The sequence below is a fragment of the Hanstruepera marina genome, assembly GCF_019880635.1.
Taxonomy (GTDB): Bacteria; Bacteroidota; Bacteroidia; order Flavobacteriales; family Flavobacteriaceae; genus Hanstruepera; species Hanstruepera marina.
Genome location: NZ_JAINVX010000001.1, coordinates 1270999 through 1293494, shown reverse-complemented (window position 1 = coordinate 1293494; position 22496 = coordinate 1270999). Strand labels below are relative to the sequence as shown.

The 22496-nt window shown below is 33.5% G+C and carries 23 protein-coding genes; 15 read left to right on the top strand and 8 right to left on the bottom strand.

Going from position 1 to position 22496, the window contains the following annotated elements:
• Positions 1–163 precede the first annotated feature (163 nt).
• The 4 genes from deoC (at position 164) to K7G76_RS06070 (ending at position 2930) form a co-directional block, all read left to right on the top strand.
• On the top strand, positions 164–826 hold the full coding sequence (gene deoC / locus K7G76_RS06085; protein ID WP_223033275.1) for a deoxyribose-phosphate aldolase: 663 nt from the start codon (positions 164–166) through the stop codon (positions 824–826).
• Between the two features lie 3 nt (positions 827–829).
• Positions 830–1528 (top strand): purine-nucleoside phosphorylase, encoded by a 699-nt coding sequence (gene deoD / locus K7G76_RS06080; RefSeq protein ID WP_223033274.1) that lies wholly within the window; start codon positions 830–832, stop codon positions 1526–1528.
• A 78-nt stretch (positions 1529–1606) separates the two neighbouring features.
• A complete protein-coding gene (locus K7G76_RS06075; RefSeq protein ID WP_223033273.1) occupies positions 1607–2392 on the top strand; it encodes an alpha/beta hydrolase in 786 nt (261 codons plus the stop codon).
• 4 nt (positions 2393–2396) lie between these two features.
• Entirely contained in the window at positions 2397–2930 is a 534-nt protein-coding gene (locus K7G76_RS06070; protein ID WP_223033272.1) for a phosphoglycerate mutase family protein, read from the top strand.
• On the opposite strand, the gene K7G76_RS06065 is transcribed toward K7G76_RS06070, so the two are convergent.
• The gene (locus tag K7G76_RS06065) at positions 2917–3657 is read right to left on the bottom strand and encodes a DUF6503 family protein (RefSeq protein WP_223033271.1); all 741 of its coding nucleotides are present in this window, start codon (positions 3655–3657) and stop codon (positions 2917–2919) included. The two genes, K7G76_RS06070 and K7G76_RS06065, sit on opposite strands and share 14 nt — an antisense overlap.
• Before the next feature lie 93 nt (positions 3658–3750).
• On the opposite strand from K7G76_RS06065, the gene smpB reads away from it, so the two are divergent.
• Together smpB and K7G76_RS06055 are read left to right on the top strand one after the other, a co-directional pair.
• Positions 3751–4206 carry an SsrA-binding protein SmpB gene (gene smpB, locus K7G76_RS06060; protein ID WP_223033270.1) on the top strand — a complete coding sequence of 152 codons (456 nt, stop codon included), beginning with the start codon at positions 3751–3753 and terminating at the stop codon, positions 4204–4206.
• Between the two features lie 16 nt (positions 4207–4222).
• On the top strand, positions 4223–4750 hold the full coding sequence (locus K7G76_RS06055) for a hypothetical protein (protein ID WP_223033269.1): 528 nt from the start codon (positions 4223–4225) through the stop codon (positions 4748–4750).
• On the opposite strand, the gene K7G76_RS06050 is transcribed toward K7G76_RS06055, so the two are convergent.
• Entirely contained in the window at positions 4747–5388 is a 642-nt protein-coding gene (locus K7G76_RS06050; protein WP_223033268.1) for a protein-L-isoaspartate(D-aspartate) O-methyltransferase, read from the bottom strand. The two genes, K7G76_RS06055 and K7G76_RS06050, sit on opposite strands and share 4 nt — an antisense overlap.
• Before the next feature lie 157 nt (positions 5389–5545).
• Here K7G76_RS06050 and K7G76_RS06045 point away from each other — a divergent pair, with 157 nt between their 5' ends.
• The 9 genes from K7G76_RS06045 to K7G76_RS06005 are packed head-to-tail and all read left to right on the top strand — an operon-like array spanning position 5546 to position 15004.
• The gene (locus K7G76_RS06045; RefSeq protein WP_223033616.1) at positions 5546–6508 is read left to right on the top strand and encodes a Gfo/Idh/MocA family protein; all 963 of its coding nucleotides are present in this window, start codon (positions 5546–5548) and stop codon (positions 6506–6508) included.
• Between the two features lie 40 nt (positions 6509–6548).
• Positions 6549–7439 carry a 3-hydroxyacyl-CoA dehydrogenase family protein gene (locus K7G76_RS06040; protein WP_223033267.1) on the top strand — a complete coding sequence of 297 codons (891 nt, stop codon included), beginning with the start codon at positions 6549–6551 and terminating at the stop codon, positions 7437–7439.
• Between the two features lie 6 nt (positions 7440–7445).
• Positions 7446–8690, top strand: coding sequence for a DUF1015 domain-containing protein (locus K7G76_RS06035; RefSeq protein ID WP_223033266.1), 1245 nt, complete (start codon positions 7446–7448; stop codon positions 8688–8690).
• A gap of 1 nt (position 8691) precedes the next feature.
• A complete protein-coding gene (locus K7G76_RS06030) occupies positions 8692–9354 on the top strand; it encodes a YggS family pyridoxal phosphate-dependent enzyme (RefSeq protein ID WP_223033615.1) in 663 nt (220 codons plus the stop codon).
• Between the two features lie 22 nt (positions 9355–9376).
• Positions 9377–10741 carry an exonuclease domain-containing protein gene (locus K7G76_RS06025; RefSeq protein WP_223033265.1) on the top strand — a complete coding sequence of 455 codons (1365 nt, stop codon included), beginning with the start codon at positions 9377–9379 and terminating at the stop codon, positions 10739–10741.
• The gene (locus K7G76_RS06020; protein ID WP_223033264.1) at positions 10742–12697 is read left to right on the top strand and encodes a DUF3857 domain-containing protein; all 1956 of its coding nucleotides are present in this window, start codon (positions 10742–10744) and stop codon (positions 12695–12697) included. It abuts the gene before it with no gap.
• A 27-nt stretch (positions 12698–12724) separates the two neighbouring features.
• A complete protein-coding gene (locus K7G76_RS06015) occupies positions 12725–13597 on the top strand; it encodes an ion transporter (protein ID WP_223033263.1) in 873 nt (290 codons plus the stop codon).
• Complete coding sequence (gene miaA / locus K7G76_RS06010; RefSeq protein ID WP_223033262.1) at positions 13590–14501, top strand: tRNA (adenosine(37)-N6)-dimethylallyltransferase MiaA; 912 nt, start codon at positions 13590–13592, stop codon at positions 14499–14501. Before K7G76_RS06015 ends, miaA begins: the two co-directional genes overlap by 8 nt.
• On the top strand, positions 14498–15004 hold the full coding sequence (locus K7G76_RS06005) for a nuclear transport factor 2 family protein (protein WP_223033261.1): 507 nt from the start codon (positions 14498–14500) through the stop codon (positions 15002–15004). Before miaA ends, K7G76_RS06005 begins: the two co-directional genes overlap by 4 nt.
• A 48-nt stretch (positions 15005–15052) precedes the next feature.
• Here the strand turns inward: K7G76_RS06005 and K7G76_RS06000 are convergent, their stop codons facing one another.
• The 6 genes from K7G76_RS06000 to K7G76_RS05975 form a co-directional block, all read right to left on the bottom strand.
• Positions 15053–15763: a response regulator transcription factor gene (locus K7G76_RS06000; protein WP_223033260.1), complete on the bottom strand. Its 711-nt coding sequence runs from the start codon at positions 15761–15763 to the stop codon at positions 15053–15055.
• 4 nt (positions 15764–15767) lie between these two features.
• Positions 15768–17342 carry a sensor histidine kinase gene (locus tag K7G76_RS05995; protein ID WP_223033259.1) on the bottom strand — a complete coding sequence of 525 codons (1575 nt, stop codon included), beginning with the start codon at positions 17340–17342 and terminating at the stop codon, positions 15768–15770.
• 79 nt (positions 17343–17421) lie between these two features.
• Entirely contained in the window at positions 17422–18009 is a 588-nt protein-coding gene (gene coaE / locus K7G76_RS05990; protein WP_223033258.1) for a dephospho-CoA kinase, read from the bottom strand.
• Positions 18006–18971 carry a CdaR family protein gene (locus K7G76_RS05985; protein WP_223033257.1) on the bottom strand — a complete coding sequence of 322 codons (966 nt, stop codon included), beginning with the start codon at positions 18969–18971 and terminating at the stop codon, positions 18006–18008. The genes coaE and K7G76_RS05985 overlap by 4 nt, the downstream gene beginning before the upstream one ends.
• Entirely contained in the window at positions 18968–19975 is a 1008-nt protein-coding gene (locus tag K7G76_RS05980; RefSeq protein WP_223033256.1) for a glycosyltransferase, read from the bottom strand. The genes K7G76_RS05985 and K7G76_RS05980 overlap by 4 nt, the downstream gene beginning before the upstream one ends.
• 73 nt (positions 19976–20048) lie before the next feature.
• On the bottom strand, positions 20049–22346 hold the full coding sequence (locus K7G76_RS05975; RefSeq protein WP_223033255.1) for a T9SS type A sorting domain-containing protein: 2298 nt from the start codon (positions 22344–22346) through the stop codon (positions 20049–20051).
• Positions 22347–22496 lie beyond the last annotated feature (150 nt).

Sequence of the window (22496 nt, the reverse complement as noted above, 5' to 3'; positions counted from 1 at the left end):
TCTAAATTACTAAAAGAACAAATTTTCAAAATCAACAAATTGTAAAGAAAGCTCAATTTACTTGTTATAAGCACTCTTAATTTTATGATAAAATTGCTATTTCATAGCAATTATTTAACAGTTAATCGTATTTTTACAGCACTTTAACCTACAATAGTATCTTATGAAGATTAATGAATATATAGATCATACGCTCCTTAAACCCTCTGCCACACAAAAAGACATTAAAGCGTTATGTGCCGAAGCAAAAAAATACCGTTTTTATTCGGTTTGTGTCAATGGCTCTTATGTACCTTATGCCAAGCAATTAGTGTCCAAGTCTAATGTAAAAGTGTGTGCCGTTATTGGTTTTCCTCTGGGTGTATGCACTACCGAAACCAAAGTATTTGAAGCCAAGCAAGCCGTAGAGCAAGGTGCAGACGAAATAGATATGGTTATGAACATTGGCATGCTAAAAAGCGAAAACTATGTAAGTGTTTACAAAGACATTCGTGATGTTAAATTAGCCATTGGCAAAACACCTTTAAAAGTTATTATTGAAATTTGTGAACTATCGAAAAATGAGGTCGTAAAAGCCACGCAAATTTGTTTAGATGCTAAAGCTGATTTTGTTAAAACCTCAACAGGGTTTGGTAAAAGTGGCGCTACACTTACTGCTGTTAAAATGATAAAAAAAACGGTGCGTAGTCAAGCCAAGATAAAAGCCTCTGGGGGTATAAAAAATCTAGAAACCGCTTTAAAGTATATTGATTTAGGAGCTGATAGAATTGGGACTTCTTCAGGTGTATCGATTGTACAAGAAAGCAAAGCAATAGTAAACGTATAAATTATGAGCGTACATATAGAAGCTAAAAAAGGGGATATTGCTGAAACCATTTTATTACCAGGCGATCCGTTACGAGCGAAATGGATAGCCGAAACGTTTTTAGAAAATCCCGTATGCTTCAATAGAGTCCGTAATATGTTTGGTTATACTGGCACCTACAATGGCAAGCGCGTTTCGGTTATGGGTACAGGAATGGGTGTGCCTAGTATATCTATTTATGCACACGAACTTATAAGCGAGTTTGGCGTAAAAAACCTAATTCGTGTCGGTAGTGCTGGTTCATATCAAGAGCATGTAAAAATTAGGGATATAGTTTTAGCTATGGCGGCATCATCCAACTCCGGTGTAAACGAACTGCGTTTTGGCGGTGCCGATTATGCACCTACAGCCGATTTTGGATTGTTTCAAAAAGCAGTTGAAGCGGCAAAGGCAAAGAATATTCCGCTTAAAGCAGGTAATGTATTTACTTCTGATGAATTTTATGCCGATAATTTCGAATCCTATAAAAAATGGTCGAAATTCGGTGTGCTTTGTGTAGAAATGGAATCTGCCGGATTATACACTGTAGCAGCCAAACACAATGTAAACGCTTTGTCAATCCTAACCATTTCAGATTCATTGGTTACTGGAGAACGCACTACAAGTAAAGAACGTGAATCCACTTTTAAAGAAATGATTGAGATTGCTTTAGAGCTAGCATAACTAATTTTAACAAATATTTAAATCAGGTATTCTTAAACTGTGTCTATATTTGAGTAGACCAGTTAACTAAATAATATCATGAAAACTAGCTATTTCTTTTATTTCGTATGGGTAATTTTCATCACATCCTGCAACTCTAAAACCGATGCTGAAGTTCATTCAGATGATACAAAATCAAAAGGCAAGGAAATTCATTTTTATACAGCTGACAGTATAAAAGTCTATGCCGATTTATACCAGCAAGATTTACAAGCTCCCACTATTTTATTATTCCATCAAGGTGGAGCAAATGTGAGATCGGAATATGCACCAATAATCCCTAGACTTCTTGAGGAAGGTTATAATGTATTAGCTGTTGACCAACGTGTTGGCGGCCAATTAATGGGTAGCTACAACCGTACAGTAGCAGATATTGGCATAAACAGATACAATTACTGTGACGCCTATCCAGATTTAGAAGCTAGCTTAAACTATATAAAAAGCAATGGATTTAATGGTAAGCTCATAGCTTGGGGAAGCAGTTTCAGCGCAACATTAGCCATTAAATTGGCACATGAAAACACAGATGCTATTGATGCCGTTTTAGCTTTTTCACCGGCTTCTGGAGAACCCATGGCTGGATGCAACCCTAACGGCTTGTTTGAAACTTTAAAAACACCAATGCTTTTATTACGACCTTACGATGAAGCCCAGATTGAAAGTGTTAGAAACCAAATAGTTTTAGCCGATCAATTTGGTCATCAAACTTATGTGGCTAACAATGGAAGACATGGTTCGTCTATGTTGGTTGAAGACCGCGTACAAGCACCCGTTAAAGCCAATTGGAAAGTAGTATTACGATTTTTAGAGGAACAAAAGAATTAAAGTCATGAAATTAAAGACAGCTTCATTATTATGTATATTACTTATCAGCTTGTCAAATTGCGCACAAAACAACAGTAAAATTGAACCATTAGAGAATAATATCACCACTTTTTATTTTATTCGTCATGCTGAGAAAGACCGCAACGACAAAACAAATAGAGATCCGCATTTAACTGAAATAGGCAAGGCCAGGGCCGACCATTGGAATGATATATTAAAGCATGTTATGTTTGACGCGGTTTACACGACAGATTACCATAGAACCAAAGAAACAGCAAGACCAACAGCGAAAAGATGCCAAGTTGACTTAACCATTTATAATCCAAAAGATTTAAATATTAAATCGTTTAAGACTAAAAACAGTGGAAAAAATGTGTTAATTGTTGGTCATAGTAATACAACGCCCATGTTAGTCAATCAAGTAATTGGTAAAGAAAAATATAGCGATATTGACGATAGGAACAATGGAAACCTTTATGTGGTTACCATTATTAATGGAGTAATAACCGATCAGGTTTTGGAAATTAATCCACGGTAATATTTTTCAACTCTATTTTGGATAATAATTTCAGTTCTTTATTTTCAAAAAGCTTATCTAAATCAGGAACTGAAACATGAATTTGGCTAGGCTTGTAATTATTGTAATCAACAAAACGCAAACCATTAACGTAACGCTCGTTATAGGCTTCGCGGAAGCGTAATCCAACACCATCAGCTTCCTCATAAGAATAGGCTAAATAGTCTACTTTGAAGCTGTTTTTATTTACCCAATACACAAAAATATCCTCAAAATCCTCACCTCCTCCTTCTTGGTCAAAGGTCACTTTTATTTTGTAATAGTCGTGACCATTAACTACTACCTCCCCCAAAAGTTCTTTGTTTACTGCTTTATCATTTAGTCCGTAGGGCAAAACCGAAAAGTAATGAACCGAGTTAACAGAGCTACTATATCTTGGAATCATACTATCTAGCACGACCACCTTGCTATTATTCACATATCTTTCAAAACCTTTGTTCGTCAAGAAATCTGTAATAACATGAACTGAATCATTAAATTTTCTAACCAGTTCAAATAAGCCATTATGCCTTGTCGCACTGTAATGTTTATCCCTAAAATCGAACTGGATGGTAGCACTACCAAATTTATCACCTCCTGAAACATCAATGGCTTGATTTATAACAGAGTTAGCCGTTAACTCTTTTTTATTATCCTGTACACAAGAAAAAATCAAAACGCTACTTAAAACCAAAATAAGTTGTTTCATAATATACCTATTAACCTTTAATGTGTCGTAAAGCTATGCAATCCTTACGCTATTCTTTCAAAAAATAATCTTAAATTATTTACCTTTGATGACATGCAAAAAACAATCAACATACAGAATAAAAAAGCGCGATTTCAATATGAAATTTTAGATAAGTACACTGCTGGTATCGTTTTAACAGGTACTGAAATAAAATCGATTAGAAATAGCAAAGCCTCTATTGCTGAAAGTTTTTGTGAATTTAATGACAACGGTGAACTTTTTGTCATTAATATGACGATTGAGGAATACCTATATGGAACTTACTACAACCACAAACCCAAAGCCGAACGTAAGTTGCTTTTAAACAAAAAGGAACTTAAAAAACTACAAAAAGAAGTTCAAAATACAGGTCTTACAATAATACCATTACGTTTGTTTATCAATGAAAAAGGTTACGCCAAATTAGATATCGCACTAGCCAAAGGTAAAAAGCTTTATGACAAACGTGAAACTATAAAAGATCGTGAAAATAAAGTGCGTTTAGATCGTATTAAAAAAAGCTATTAATTAAAATCCCTTAATTATGAAAAAGTTTGTTTGCACTACCCTTATTATCCTTAATGTCATTTGGGTCCAAGCACAAGATACTTCAGAATTGTATGCTGAAAAAACCTCTAGTATAGATTCATTAATTACTAACCTATATAGTGTTATTTCTGGTGAAAAAGGCGAAGAACGCAATTGGAATTTAATGAAACATCTTTTTTACGCCAATTCAAAACTTATCCCTACAGGCCGCAACAAAGAAGGCGATTTTTTAGCGCGATATATGACAGTAGATGATTATATTAATACTTCTGGAAAGTGGTTAACCGATAATGGTTTTTTTGAAAAGGAAATCCATAGAACTGTAGATGTTTTTGGAAATATTGCTCAAGTATTCAGCACTTACGAAGCTTTTAATAGCGAGGCCGACGAAAAACCATTTATGCGTGGCATAAATAGTATTCAGTTACTATTTGATGAGAACAGATGGTGGATTGTTAATATCTTCTGGATGCAGGAAACACCTAATAATCCTATACCTGAAATGTATTTACCAAAACATTAGTTTTTATCTTCCAACAAAGGCACAAACCTAAATTCGCCAAACTCGTGTTTTTCGAATTGTTTAGGACCTTTTCTAATAAATAAGGTCATAGTTTGAACATCATCTCCCACCGGGATGACCAAACGTCCTCCCATAGCCAATTGGCTTAATAAAGGCTTGGGCACAAAAGGAGCTCCAGCTGTAACAATAATTCCTGCAAAAGGCGCTTCCTCGTTTAGACCAATATAACCATCACCAAAAATTAGTTTTTTAGCACGATAGCCTAATTTTGGTAAAAACTTACTGGTTTTTTTAAATAGTTCATGCTGTCGCTCTATGCTATAAACTTGAGCTCCCAATTCACATAGAACCGCTGTTTGGTAACCACTACCAGTACCGATTTCCAATACTTTATCACCGCTTTTCACCTGTAATAATTGGGTTTGAAAAGCAACTGTATAAGGCTGCGAAATAGTTTGATCAGCAGCAATGGGAAATGCTTTGTCTTGATAAGCATGATCTAAAAAACCAGAATCCATAAATAAATGTCTTGGTATTTTGCCAATAGCTTTTAAAACATTCTTATCTGTAATCCCCTTACTCTCAACAACCTTAACAAGTTGCTGACGCATACCTTTATGCTTAAATGTGTCTTTCAATTGGTTGGTAATTTTATGGCTAAAATTAATCAAACATTTTCATCATAAAAATTAAATAGCTGCCATTTTTTATAAGATTTTTTATGGTAGGATTTTATGTTTAAATTCATGTAATTAAACTGTGAAAAATCTTATTTTTGTTGAAAACGATAAAATAATGATTAAAGCTGGTGTTCTTGGTGCTGGTCATCTTGGTAAAATTCACTTAAGGTTATTGCAACAATCTGATAAATATGAATTGGTTGGTTTTTACGATGCCGACGAAGCTAATGCCAAAAAGGTAGTAGATGAGTTTGGATACAAATATTTTAATTCCATTGACGATTTAATTGATGCTGTTGATATGGTTGATATCGTTACACCTACCCTATCACATTACGATTGCGCCAAACAAGCCATTGCCAAAGGCAAGCATATTTTTATTGAAAAACCTATTACAAATACCGTTGAAGAAGCCGAAGAAATTCGCGAGCTTTTAGCACAACATAATATTCGCGGACAAGTGGGACATGTAGAGCGATTTAACCCTGCATTTACCGCCGTAAAGGATAAAATAGAGAATCCTATGTTTATTGAAACGCATAGGTTGGCAGAATTTAACCCAAGAGGAACCGATGTTCCTGTGGTTTTGGATTTAATGATCCATGATATTGACATTATTTTAAGCGTTGTAAAATCTAAAGTTAAAAATGTATCTGCGAGTGGTGTATCAGTTATTAGTGATACGCCTGATATAGCCAATGCACGAATTGAATTTGAAAATGGTTGTGTTGCCAATTTAACTGCAAGTCGTATTTCTTTAAAAAACATGCGCAAATCGCGTTTCTTTCAAAAAGACGCTTACATATCAGTAGATTTCCTAGAAAAAAAATGTGAGGTTGTAAAAATGAAAGATGCCCCAGAAAACCCAGGTGATTTCGATATGATTTTACAAAATGCCGAAGGCATTAAAAAGCAAATCTATTTTGACAATCCAGAAATAGCTGCCAACAATGCTATTTTAGATGAGCTGGAAACATTTGCAGATGCCATTACAAATAATACAAAACCAGTTGTAACATTACATGATGGCACAGAGGCCTTGCGTGTTGCAACCCTTATAATAAATCAATTTAAATAATTTAAAATTTCCACTAGGGTGGAACTAAAATATACATTTTATGAAAAACGTTGCAGTTATTGGAGCAGGAACCATGGGAAATGGTATAGCACATACATTTGCACAAAGCGGATTTAAAGTTCAATTAATTGATATAAGCGAAGCTTCCCTTAAAAAGGGCATGGATACCATTTCAAAAAATTTAGATAGAATGGTCGCCAAAGAAAAAATTACTGCTGAACAAAAAGCCGAAACATTGGGCAATATTACTACGTTTACCGATGTTGTTGAAGGTGTTGAATATGCAAGCTTGGTGGTTGAAGCAGCCACAGAAAACATTGACTTAAAGCTAAAAATTTTTAAACAACTAGATGAAGCTTGCCCAGAAGATACCATTCTAGCAACCAATACATCATCTATTTCCATTACTCAAATTGCAGCAGTAACATCAAGACCAGAAATGGTAATTGGCATGCACTTTATGAATCCTGTACCAATCATGAAATTGGTTGAAATCATAAGAGGTTATAACACCAGTGATACGGTTACCAATACCATTATGGAACTATCGAAGACATTAGGTAAAATTCCTGTTGAAGTTAACGATTATCCTGGTTTTGTAGCTAACAGAATTTTAATGCCTATGATAAACGAATCTATTGAAACGCTTTATAATGGTGTTGCAGGTGTTAAAGAAATTGATACCGTAATGATGTTGGGTATGGCCCATCCAATGGGTCCATTACAATTAGCCGATTTTATTGGATTAGATGTTTGCTTATCTATTTTACATGTTATGTACGATGGATTCAAAAACCCTAAATACGCACCTTGTCCGCTGTTGGTTAATATGGTTAGAGCGGGTAAATTAGGTGTGAAATCTGGAGAAGGTTTTTATGACTATTCTGAAAGCAGAAAAGCCGAACACGTTTCGAGTCAATTTGTAAAGTAGCAGCAATTGGTAAAAGTAATCCCATTTAAAGCTGTTCGTCCAACAAGAGCTCTTGTTGGATTGGTAGCCTCACGTCCTTATCAAAGTTATACGGTAGATGAGCGCGACAGCCGAATGGATTACAATCCTTTTACTTTTCTTCATATTGTTAATCCAGGCTATAAGTACGATCAAGTTATAACTGGTGAGGAACGTTACAAACTGGTAAGAAACCGATATCTGGAATTTAAAGAAGAAGGTATATTTATAACTGATGATAAACCCTCATTTTATGTTTATAAAATAGTAAATAGGCACAATCAGGTTTTTAACGGTATTATTGCTGCAACAAGTGCAGAAGATTATGAACGTGATATTATTAGGAAACATGAGGACACTATTGAATTACGTGAGGAAACCTTTAAAACCTATTTAAAAACAGTAGGTTTTAATGCAGAACCTGTGCTCCTAACCTATCCGGATAATGCTATTATTGCAGACATTATAAAGAAAACTCAAAAAAAGCATGCTGAATTTGAATTTTCTATGACTTACAGAGATACGCATTACTTATGGAAAGTAAATGATGATGCCATTATAAAAATCATTCAAGATGAATTTGAGAACATGAAAACCGTCTATATTGCCGATGGCCATCATAGATCGGCTTCATCGTATTTACTATATAAGGAAGAAAAGGAGAAAAACCCAAGCCATAACGGAAACGAATCCTATAGCTTTTTTATGTCGTATTTAATTCCCGAATCAGATTTGGTGATACACAGTTTTAATAGGCTAATAAAGGATTTAAATAATTTAACCAAAGAAGAATTTCTCATTAAGCTTGATGCTAATTTCAGAATTCAAAATAGAGGCACTATACCTTATTCTCCTTCCAAACAGCATCACTTTACCATGTATTTAGATGGCGAGTTTTATTCGTTGTACTTAAGAAAAACAAATTATGAATTTCAAACTTCGCTAGATGAGTTAGATGCTCAAATACTTTACAAAACTATTTTAAACCCTATTCTTGGCATAAGTGATTTACGTAACGACAATCGTATAGATTATGCCCACACGCATGGCACTGATGAAGTTGTAAATATGAAGGCTAGTATCGACAGTGGCGAATATAAAGTTGGTTTTGGCATGTGCGATGCAAGTATTTCCCAAATGAAGCAAATAGCTGACGACGGTTTAAAAATGCCACCAAAGAGCACTTATATTCTACCTAAATTGCGCAGTGGTATAACCATTTATGAATTTTAATATGTCCATTTCAGAAAATCTTAAAAATATAAAATCAGCTTTACCTAACCATGTAACATTGGTTGCCGTATCTAAAACAAAACCTGTAAGCGATATTATGAAAGCCTATAACGAGGGACAACGTATATTTGGCGAAAACAAAATTCAAGACATGGTTGAAAAACATGAACAAATGCCAAAAGATATTGAATGGCACATGATTGGTCATGTTCAACGCAACAAAGTAAAATACATGGCTCCATTTGTGAACCTTATTCACGGTGTTGAAAATTTTAAAGTTTTAAAAGAAGTCGATAAACAAGCTGCTAAATACGACCGTGTAATTGCTTGTCTTTTGCAAATAAAAATAGCCAAAGAGGATTCTAAATTTGGGATGACACCTAAAGAAGCTAAAACAATTTTAACATCAGAAGCATTTAAGGAACTAAAACATGTTACTATTGCAGGTGTTATGGGAATGGCTACCTTTACAGATAATGAAAATCAAATTAAAACCGAATTCAATACTCTAAAACTCATTTTTGATGATTTAAAAACCATTGATTCTAATTTAAGAGTTATAAGCATGGGCATGAGTGGTGATTACCAATTAGCTATTGCATGCGGAAGTAATATGGTACGAATTGGAAGTAGCATATTTGGTGAGCGTAATTATTCAAATTAATAAAAAAATAGAGATAAAATTTTTGTACGCAATTTTAGACATAGAAACAACAGGCGGGAAATATAATGAAGAAGGTATAACCGAAATTGCTATTTATAAGTTTGATGGACATAAAGTTATCGATCAGTTTATTAGTCTTGTAAACCCAGAGCGCGAAATACAACCCTTTGTTGTCAATCTTACGGGTATTAATAGCAATATGCTACGAACTGCACCAAAATTTTATGAGGTTGCTAAACGTATTGTTGAAATTACTGATGATTGTATTTTAGTTGCTCACAACGCTCAATTTGATTACCGTATTTTAAGAACAGAGTTTAAACGTCTAGGCTTTGGTTTTAAAAGAAAAACACTCTGCACTGTTGAATTGGCTAAAAAACTAATTCCTGGTCAAGACTCATACAGTTTGGGTAAACTGGCCAGATCTCTAGGCATTCCTGTAAGTGATAGGCATCGCGCTAACGGAGACGCTATAGCAACGGTTAAGCTCTTTAAAATGCTATTATCTAAAGATTTAGAAAAGTTTATTGTTCAAGATGCCATAAAGGTTGAGCCAAAAAGCCAAATGGCACCTAATCTAAAGCAGATTATAGATAAACTACCAAACACCACTGGTATTTACTACATGCACAGTGACAATGGTGATGTTATTTATATTGGCAAAAGCAAAAACATTAAAAACAGAATAAGTCAGCATTTTACTAACACCTCATCTAAATCTAAAAAATTACAACGGCAAGTAGCCGCTGTAACCTATGAAAGAACTGGTAGTGAACTGGTAGCTCTTTTAAAAGAAAGCGAAGAGATAAAGCGCAATAAACCCCTTTTCAACAGAGCATTGAGACGTAATTTATTTACACATGCCCTTTATAGTTTTAAAGATGCCAATGGTTACATAAATTTACAAATCGACAAAGCAGATGGTCGTAAAAAACCCATTACAACATTTACTAACAGGCAAAGCGCAAAAAGCTTTCTTTTTAATAGTGTAGAAGAGTTCAATTTGTGCCAAAAACTGGTGGGTTTATACCCTTCAAAAACAAGTTGTTTTAATTATAATATTAAGCAATGTAATGGAGCCTGCATTCAAGAAGAAGTAGAATCTGACTATAATGCACGTGTTCAATCCCTAATTTCAAAGCATAGTTACGACAATCAAAATATGGTTGTTATCGACAGAGGTCGAGATATTGAAGAACGCAGTGCTGTTTTAATTGAAAATGGCATTTTTAAAGGTTTGGGATATTTTAATCTTAACTATCAAATTAACAATGTTGAAGTTTTACGATCTATCATTACACCTATGGAAAATAATCGTGACGCTCAACACATTATACAAAACTATATACGCCGAAATAAAAAATTAAAAATTATTAAAATAGACTAAATGAGACTACTTATCCTACTTACGTTTTTATTGACTTTTTCTTCTTATGCTCAAGATAGTTTTTCTTCAGAGGACTATAATGTATCGCGAAATGATTTAGAGACCAATATCTTTAAGAAAGACACCACTGCAAATGCATTGGTGATTTATGAATATGGTAATAGCTATATTAATAAGAATACGTTTTTCTTAAATTTTGAATACAAACAAAAGTTAAAAATACTAAAGCGCGATGGTTTTGAAAAAGCCACCATAAAAATCTACTTATACAATAGCAATAAGAAAAAAGAAAAGGTAACCGACATATATGCTGAAACTCAAAATTTAGTAGATGGTAAAGTTGTTCGAACAAAATTAAATAAAGATCAAATCTTTACAGAACGTTATAATGCAAACTACACGCTAGTAAAATTTACCATGCCCAATGTGCAAGAGGGTTCTGTAATTACGTATCGTTATGAAATGGAGTCGCCTTTTATTTACAAATATAAAGGCTGGGAGTTTCAAGATGATATCCCAAAAATTCATAGTGAATATCATACTAGTATACCTGCTATTTATGAATACAATATTAAACTAGTAGGCCAACTTCCATTAGTCAAAAATGAAACAGGACGTAAAAATCGTTGTATAGAAGGTGGTAATGGAACTTATGCTGATTGCTTTACTGCCGATTACGTTATGAACAACATTCCAGCTTTTGTAGAAGAAGACTACATGACCACTCGCGACAACTATCTTTCTAAAATAGACTACGAATTAAGGATAATCCGCTATTTTGATGGCACTGTAGATAATATAACCAAAACTTGGGAGACTGCTGACAAGGAATTAAAAACCGATGAAAATATTGGACGTCAATTAAATAAAAATGTAGCCTCAAATGTTACTATTGCTGATAGTATTTTATCTGAAACCAATCTTTTAAAACGGGCTAAAGGCATTTATAAATACGTTCAGAATAACTTCACTTGGAATGAACGCTATGGCATATACAATGAGTCTTCTGTAAAAGAACTAACTAGAGAAAAATCAGGTAGTGTGGCCGAAATAAATATTTTGCTTCATAACCTTTTAGAGGAATACGATATAGAAGTATCTCCAGTATTAATGTCAACAAGAGGCAACGGTCTTCCTACTAAAATATATCCCGTTATTTCTGATTTCAACTATTTAATTGTCCAAGCCAAGATCAATAATAAAACCTATCTATTAGACGCAACAGATGAATATTTAAGCTTTGGAGAATTGCCTTTTAGATGCCTTAATCAATACGGCAGGAAATTAGATTTCAAAAAAGGAAGCGAATGGATTGATATTGCACCTAAAAAAGTATCAACAATAGTATATAAGGCCGAGCTTTCGGTTAACGAAGATGAATTGATAGAAGGACAATTGCATGCTTCCTCAAGTGGTTATCACGCTATTCCACTAAAAAAGGCATACTTTAGCAATAAGCAAGATTATGTGAATTATTTTAATGAAAAAAACTCTAATATTGAAGTTATAGACCACAGTACAAAAACAAAAGAAAAGTCAGAGTTTATATTTGACGAAGATTTCGAAATAGAATATTCACCAGAAGCTGTAGGCGATAATATTTACATTAACCCATTTATTTTTAATTTTTTTAAAGAGAACCCTTTTAAACTTCAAGAAAGAACATACCCAATTGATTTTGGTTATAAAGATGCTTATCTCTACAATCTTACGCTTGAATTAAACGATTTGTACGAAGTTGTTGAAATGCCAGAATCTAAGACGTTTAACTTACCTAATAATACAGGTCAAGTTAATTTTATTTCTAAAACAGAAAACAATCAAGTTAAAATATATCTTAAAATTAACTTTTCTAAAGCAATATACGAACAAGAATATTACAGTTATTTAAAAGATTTTATGAGCAATGTTGTAGACATACAAAACAACTCATTAATAGTGATTAAGAAAAAATAATTTATCTTTAATTGCAATTCATTTATAATGAACGACACCAATAACAAATCTTGGCAGGCAAAACTTCATGAAATAATTTATGAAGCAGATACTCCTGCAGGTAAGTTATTTGATGTTGTATTACTCATTGCTATTTTAGCTAGTATTCTATTGGTTATGCTTGAAAGTGTGAAGAGCATAGATGCTAAATACCATGCTTTTCTTAATATCTCTGAATGGATCATTACCATTTTATTTTCAATAGAATATATACTTCGAATAATTTCTGTAAAAAAGCCCATCAAGTATATTACCAGTTTTTATGGTGTTATTGACCTACTCTCAACAATACCTAAATACCTATCGTTAATTTTTGCAGGTACACATGCCCTTGTAGCTTTAAGAGCGTTGCGATTGTTACGTGTATTCCGAATCCTTAAGCTAGCGCGTTATTTAGGCGCTTCTAATCAATTAGCTTCGGCCATAAAAGCTAGCCGTGCTAAAATTTCTGTTTTCTTGTTTGCTGTATTGATTGCCGCTATCATTTTTGGAACCATAATGTATTTGGTTGAAGGTGAAGAAAGTGGTTTTACTAATATACCTAAAAGTGTGTATTGGTGTATTGTGACACTCACCACAGTTGGGTTTGGTGATATAGCACCGGTAACGCCTCTTGGTCAGTTTATAGCCACAATTATTATGATTTTGGGTTATGGCATAATTGCCGTGCCTACTGGTATTGTTTCAGCTGAATATACAAAAAAGACTAACAACAATGACAACTCAGATTTAGGACCTATACCGCCCCACCCGAATGAAGTTCACTTAAATTCGCAGTGCTGCGCTAATTGTCTAAACGAAAAGCATGCTGATGGTGCTGAATATTGCTTTAAATGTGGATGCAAACTTCATTATGACTAAAGTTTTAATTTCAATCGTTGGTCCAACAGCTATAGGCAAAACATCTTTAAGTATTGCTTTAGCTAATTATTTTAAGACTGAAATAGTTTCTTCAGACTCTAGACAATTTTTCAAAGAAATGCAAATTGGCACAGCTGCTCCAACTCAAGAAGAACTGAATGCTGCCCCACATCACTTTATACACCATAAATCTATAGTTGATGATTATAATGTTGGCACGTTTGAAAAAGAAGCCATTGAAAAACTTGAAAAATTATTTGAAAAGCATCACATCGTAATTATGGTTGGTGGTTCTGGTTTATATGTCGATGCTATAACCAAAGGATTAGACGATTTCCCGAAAGTAGATTCGAACATTAGGCAGAAACTAAAAACACAATACGATAATGAAGGCTTAAAACCCTTACAAGAACAATTGGAGCATTTAGATTTAGAAACCTACAAAACTATTGCTCTAGACAATCCACATCGTGTAATGCGTGCTTTGGAAATTTGTATTGGAACCCAACAACCCTACTCTTCATATTTAAACAAAAAGAAAAATAAAAGACCATTTAAAACCCTAACCATAGGATTAAATGCTGATCGCGAAACCATTTATAAGCGTATTAATGAACGTGTCGATATTATGATGGAACAAAGCCTTTTGGAAGAAGCCAAAAATCTTTATAAATTTAAACATCTAAATAGCTTAAATACTGTTGGGTATAAAGAACTATTCAATTATTTTAATGGTGAATGGACTCTGGAATTTGCTGTTTCTGAAATTAAAAAAAATAGCCGGCGATTTGCCAAAAGGCAATTAACATGGTTTAAGAAAAATGAAGACACCATTTGGTTTGATTATCAAGCACCCATTAACACTATTATTGAAGCTGTTAATTCAAAAATTAAAACCTTATGAAGAAAGTATGTATTTTTATTACCCTTTTTTTTGTTTGTGAAGTGTTTTCCCAAGAAAAATCTCATTTAACAGATATAAACAAGCAAATATGGGAACCGTTTACATCAGCATTCGAAACATTTGATTATAACCTATTTGCATCATTGCATCGCGAAGATTTAATTCGGGTAAGTGGTAACGGAAAACACATTCAAAATAAAAAAGACTACATAAAAGGTTACGAATCACGTTGGTCTAACAGTAACCGAAGTCAAACCATATCATTTCGTTTTTTAGAGCGCATTGCAAATAATGAATCTGCTTCAGAACGCGGCATATACAAACTAACACTCAACCCTAATACCGAGCAAGAACAAAGTTTTTATGGGAAGTTTCATGTGCTGTTAAAAAAAGAAAACGAAATCTGGAAAATTCTTGTTGATTATGATTCTTCAGAAAACAATACCATTAATGAAGAATCCTATAACAACGCTTTTGCCATAAACGATTATTCTAAATACTAAAAAAACCCAACATGAACATGTTGGGTTATAAATCTATATTAGTTATAATTAAGAGTCTGTATTAATCACCAATCTAAAGCCTTCGCCATGAATATTTAGAATCTCCACTTTTGGATCAAGCTTAAGGTACTTACGAAGTTTTGCTATATACACATCCATACTACGAGACGTAAAATAGTTATCATCTCTCCAAATTTTTGTTAAAGCTAACTCTCTTGGCATTAAATCATTTTCATGTAAAGCCAAAAGGCGCAATAATTCATTTTCTTTAGGTGATAATTTAATTTGCTCTCCACCATCGTAAGTTAAGAAACGTAATTTTGAGTTTAAATCAAACTTACCTATCTTAAACTGAAATTGCTTACTGTCTGCAACCGTTTCAGTAGCCTTACGTTGTATGATAGCCTTAATTTTCATTAATAAAACCTCACTATCAAATGGTTTGTTTAGGTAATCGTCTGCACCAACTTTATAGCCTTTAAGAACATCTTCTTTCATAGCTTTAGCTGTTAGAAATACAATGGGCACATCTGTGTTTTTTTCTCGTATTTCTTTGGCCAAGGTAAACCCATCTTTATAAGGCATCATAACATCAAGAATACATAAATCAAAATCATCTTTCTTGAATTTTTCAAAGCCTTCCATACCATTTTTAGCATGGGTAACTTCATACTCATTCATTATTAAATAATCTTTTAAAATGGTTCCAAAATTTGGGTCGTCTTCAACTAATAAGATTTTCTTTTGCTGTTCAGTCATAACTTTACGATATTAATGGAAGCTTAATTATAAATGTACTTCCTTTTTCTTTTTCACTTTCTACAGAAATGTGTCCTTGATGATCATCTACTATTCGTTTAACGTAGGCTAATCCCAGACCATGTCCTTTTACATTATGTATATTTCCTGTGTGCTCTCTGTAAAACTTTTCAAACACACGCTTTTGGGCAGCTTTACTCATACCACTACCCTGATCTTTTATTTTTAAAATAATGTTTGTACCAACATTTTCGGTATAAACATCAATTTTTGGCGCATTTGGAGAATACTTTATAGCATTATCCAAAATGTTTACAATAACATTTGTAAAGTGTGTTTCATTTGCCAAAACCGATGATTTATCGGCGTCTAAATGCGTTTTAATAAAACCTTTCCTGTCTTCAACTATCAATTCTACATGGGTTAGGGCATCTTCAATTAAATCGTGTAATTTCACACGGTCTTTACTAATGTTAAGTTCGTTTTTTTCAAGTTTAGATATTCGCAACACATTTTCAACTTGCGCATGCATACGCTTGTTTTCATCTTTTATCATCTGAAGGTAGCGCATTACACGTTCTTTGTCTTCAATTACTTTTGGATTTTTAATGGCATCTAAAGCTAAATTTATGGTTGCTATTGGTGTTTTAAACTCATGGGTCATATTATTAATGAAATCGGTTTTGATTTCAGAAATCTTACGCTGTTTAAAAAGCTGCAAAAGTGCACTAGAATACGCTATAATAATAATTGATGTGAAAATAATTGACAATAACGTCATACGAATTATAGACGACTGAATAAATTTATTCCGTTTTGGAAAATTCACCAACAACCTATAATTATTTCTATCTGTTCCCGAATCGAAAATTGGTATACTATACGTTGCTGATTTTTCCAGTTCAAAACCTTCACTCTGCACTTTGGTTGCCAAATCATTACTATAAATAGCAAATTCGTAAGCTAATTCTACATTGTCCTCTTTTAGTTTGCTAGACAACAAAGAATCAATGACAGCATTATCTATTCGCTTATGAATTGGAACTCGACTACCAGCTACCTTTAATAACTCTGCCAAAGCAATTTTTTCAGCTTCTGTTAATCGAGCAATTTTAGACATACTGTAAATAGGGTTACTTTGCAGTTCATTATCCAATGTTCCTCTATTACTATAAATTTTGGTTTCAGATTTATTTAAAATCCGTTTAATGTTTATACTATCTAAACCTATGTCAAAGAACGATGAAGGCAATTTGTAATTTTCTTCTAGGATACCACTTCTGGAAATGATTGTCTCGTTGGTATTTTCATTTTGCTGATATAAAAATATATTTGAAATCGCCACAGTATCAGCTTGCTTCTCTTGGTCAACCAAACTTTGATACTTATCATAATACCGTTCAATTTCATCTTCTTCAATCTGCCTTGCCGTAAAACTTAATGCCTTTTTTACATTAAAATTAAATTGCTCTTCTTCATTTTTAATGGAGTTATTAATGTAATATGCTTGTACGAAAATAATGCCGATAAGCGATAAACTCATTAATAGCACCAGTATGATGAATAACTTTTTGCCCATCAATCAAAATTAACATTTTAACATTTAGTGTTCTTAGCATTTAACCTTACATTAACAAAAATGTTAAAATTTGAAGTTTTCAGTAAGATTTCAGCAATGCTTCATGGATTTCAAGTACTTGTTGCTGTGTATCTTCAAGCTTTAAATTATTTATAATGAAATCTGCTTTAACCTTATTATCATCGTCTTTTGATTGATTATTAATAATGGCTTGGACTTTTTCTTGAGTTGAATTATCACGTTTAATAACCCTATTAATACGGTCATTAATAGGTGCTGTTACCAGTATTATAAAATCACATTTCTTATATTCTCCAGTCTCAAATAAAATAGCAGACTCTTTTAACACATAAGGCTTTTCATTATGTTTCTTTAACCATCGTTTAAAGTGCAGTCCGACTTTTGGATGTACTATGCCATTCATTTTTTCCAAAAGTTCTTTATTATTAAAAATTATTTTGGCGATGTAAGGTCTATTAAGAATATTGTCCCGGTAAGCTTTTTCACCAAATAAATCTATAAGTTTTCGTTTAATTACTTTAGAGCGATTCATTAATGCTTTAGCTTCAATATCTGAATTATAGATAGGTACTCCTAACTCTTCAAACATTTTTGCTACTGTAGTTTTCCCACTACCAATACCTCCTGTAATACCTACAATTTTCATTCTGTAATTATAAATTCTATTTGTTTGAGATTTACTTTTAAATTTCTAACGCCTTCAGGTTTTTTTACAATTTTAGGCAACAAATACGATTGATTATTATCAACCTCACTAAAATCACATTCAACAATAAAGTTTTCGCTCTTGACAGATTTAAAATTAGTCAAACTAGTATAATATGAAACCGTAACCGTTTTAGGAAAGTATTTAATCTTAATACTATCGGGAACATTTACTACTTGTATTGGGACTTTTAATTTTCCTTCGGTGAATTTTTCAACATTTGCAGAAACCAAAACTTCCTTTGGCGTATATTCTATTTCTTCATTGTTTACTGAAAGCTTCAATTGTACTGCTGATTCAATATTTGAAAATACTTGGTTTAATTGTAGAGTATCTGTTTCTATATTATGAATTTCAGACAAAACAGATTTAGGACCAACAAGCTTTACAGAATCTGGTGACAACTTAAAGCTATTCAATATATCATAACCCAATTTAAAATTAACATCTGCATTTAAGACAATGGGAACTTTCTTTATATCATTTTCATCATACTTAAACCATAACGTATCAGGGTTTAGATTTACAATTTCTACATCCTTATCAAATTGAGCTATGATATTTGAAAAAGCTGTGTGGTTATTCCAAACATACATCTCATTGGTTTTAGTTATGTTTTCAGAAAAATCTAAACCTATCTTGGGTTTATTGAAATAAAACTTTAAAAAGTTAAATCCTTTTGTTTTTAAACTAATATTTAAAATCGGTGTTGAATCGTTAATAATCACATCAGTTTCTGGAACATTCATCTCCACAACTTCAAATGCTATAGTGTTGGTATAGGTTTTTGACAGTTTTGTTAGAATTAAAATAACAAACGACAACAGCAAAAACATAAAAAAAATATTAATCCGTTTACTTCTTATAGATTTAATTAATTTGTCTTTTAGCTTATTGGTCATTTTGCTTTAAAAAATAAATCAGGGAATTGTTCCTCTGGATTTTTATTTAACACCTTAATTACAAAGATAGACTTTAAAAATCCCAATCCATAACCCCAAAACTGTATACAAACCGCAAGTAAAGCCAAGATAGATACGGTAAGACTTTTTGAAGAAAATAATGCTGAAATAAAAAGCACAAAAAAATAGAAAGCATACAAAAAAATAGGCCAATTAATCTTAAAAAAAAGTAATAATATCGATATTAAAAATCCTAATACAAATATAGTAGGGAACCAATAGGTAACCTTTCTAGTTTCTGGATGCCATGTGTTTAAAATTGGTCGTACTAGTCCAAATTTTTTAACTTGTATATAAAATTTAGACCACGAAATACGACGTTTATGATATACAAAAGCCTCATTGATCAACTTTGTTTGAAAACCATTTTTCCAAAGGCGTATGGACAAATCTGGGTCTTCTCCAGGGTGAATTCTTCCAAATCCTCCTGTTTTTAAAAAAGCTTCTTTGGAAATTCCCATATTAAAACTTCTTGGCTGAAATTTATCAATACTAGCTTTGTTACCACGAATACCACCGGTAGTCAATACTGAAGTCATAGAAAAATTTATTGCCTTTTGAATATTAGAGAAGCTACTATGGGCTGCATCTGGTCCGCCAAAACAATCCACATAATTCTCCAATAAACTTTCCTGAACTTTGTATAAATAGTTTGAAGGCAGAATACAATCAGAATCTAAAACAATATAATAATTGCCTTTAGCTGCTTTCATACCATAATTACGAGAATCGCCTGGACCCGAATTGTCTTTATACAGATATTGAATATCTAAATCCTTTTTATATGTATTTACAACAGCTTCTGAACTCAAATTAGAACCATCTTCTACAATAACTATTTCAAAAGGAATATTAGTAGTTAAGTTTTTAAAGCTTAATAACAACTCATCTACTTCGTCAGGGCGATTATAAACAGGTATAATAAAGGAGTATTTCAGTTGCATGCAACAAATGTAATTAAACCCATAAAAAAAGCCACTTAAAACAAGTGGCTTTTTAGTCGTTAGTTTAAGGAAGTTAATTTTTAATTATCCTTATCGTTTCTACAGTATCATCAATTGTTACTTGAACAAAATACGATCCCGTTTTCAAAGAAGACATATCTACTTCACTACTCACCGCATCAGGGGTAGCTTTCATAACCTGTTGACCCAACATATTATACACAACGATATTTTGAATATCTTTTTGCGCATTTAACGTTAATGTATTTGAGACAGGGTTTGGATAATATGTAAATATTGAAGTATTCTCAAAATCGTCAACACTTAAAGTAGCACTATATGCAGAAATCTGGAAAAATACTATATCATTATTTCCATATTCAAAAATTCTCACATAAAGTGTCTGCCCTGCTAAATTAGTATCAGAAATTGAAATTAAGGAATAAAAACCATCATCACTAGCATCATCATCACAAGCCACTAAAGCAAGTGAACCACAAGCTCCCGAATATACGGCCATTCCAGTATCTCCACCGTTTCCTACAGGATTACCATTTGTTTCAATAGTTAAATTTCCATCTGCAGGAACAACTACCGAATACCAAACGTCTCCTCCTAAATATGAAGAACACCCTGGTGCTGGTATTGTTGGATCCCCTACCTCAGAAGCAGTAGCACTCTCGTTATTACCATTAATTGCGTTATCTGCAAATGCCACACCTGGTGTTAAAGCAACTGCACCTGCGCAATCATCGTTACCAGGCGGTGGTGGTGCCGATTCAGATGTAAAACTCCATAATGGACATCCAGTAGCAGGAGTGGTTGCATTTAGAGGTACAACCATCCAATAAATTGTAGTATCATAAGCTCCTACATTTCCATCTAAAAATGTATCCGTAGTATTAGCAACTAAAGCTAGATCACTACCATCGGACATTAAACCAGCATATACATCATAAGATGTTGGCGTAGGTCCAGAGGCAGGTGCCGTCCATGTTAATGAAATTGTACCAAAAGCCGAAACATCAGTTTCACCATTTGTAGGCATTATCGGTTCCATAGCACAATCTGGAGCAGGCTGTATTGGTGTACAAGCTGCTTCAATTTCAAACTCGACACCTGGGTCACCATTAATCCAATTTCCAACACGAATAAAATATTCATTTCCTGCCAAAGCAGTAAAGCTCACTTCAACTGGGTTTTCTCCAGAACCACCCGCTGCAAAACATGTACCTGGTGTTATACCAGCACAAGTACCATCTGTACTTTCGTAAACTTCAACTTGTGGCTCTTCAACAGATGCTGTAACAGTTAAAACCACATCCATATCTGTTCCTGTTAGCTGATACCAAACGTCATCTCCAATTGTACCAACACAAGATGTCGCACTTCCACCTGAAGCAGCAACCGTAGTTTGCCCGGTTAATGGTGTATTGCATGTTAATACAGTAGCATTAGCACATAAATCATTAGACGGTGGTGGTGCCGCAAGCGTTGTAAAACTTGTTGAAGGACTCCAGTCACTATAACCATTAGCATCACAATTAGCTCTTACAAAAGCATAGTATGTAGTTGAAATACTTAACCCTGTTGCTGTATCCATAACTATACCTGCACCTGTTGAACCCGAATCTATTGCAGTATCTGTATCTGGATCTCCATCAGTAGCTAAAACTACCCACTCATATCCTAATGTAGCTCCAGCATCATCATCCCAAGATAAGTCTGCAGTAACATCTGTAGCTGCAGCCATAAGATTTCCAGGCACAAAACACGACGGAGGTACAGCAGAAGTTATTGTTGGAGATTCAAAGCAAAATCCCCATTCCCAAGCAGCTCCTCCAGCTCCTCCATCATCAAGAAAATTAATTCTATATTGAAAATTAGATTGCTGATTGGCCGTAAAGCCTGCTATATTCAATGGAATACTGATAAATGAATCTCTAGTACCAGAGCAAAAGTTATCTTGAGGCTGATCTGAAGTTCCTACAAATGTCTCCCAAATCACCCATATTCCAGCATCCGCATCCCAATATTCCAATGTTAATGTATCCGCTAAATCATTATAGGTAAAGTCAACAGCAACTGTCAGCCATGTTTCTCCAGCATTAAAAGCTGCAGTAATATCTATTACAGGTGATTCAGCTGCTATATCATCGTCATTACCATTTCCAGCATCATCATCATCAAAAGCAAAATTAGATGTGGTTCTTGGATCGGCTTCAAAAGCCGTCGGGTCAGTATTATAAGTTCCTGTTACAGACCAAGAAGCGTTTGGCCATCCCGCATTCTGATTTAATGTTTGACTGATTCCTTGCCATGAAACAAACAAAAACAATAAAAAAGACAAACAATAGGTAGTTTTTTTCATATTGTATCTAATTAAATGTTGGTAGTTCTTTAAAGTTACACATTATTTGTTTTGAGTGAATTGGAAATAAATACTTAATCGATTAAACGCTGTTTTCCATAGACCATCTGTAAATGAGTCGTTTAAATAATAAAAAAGCCGCTCAATTGA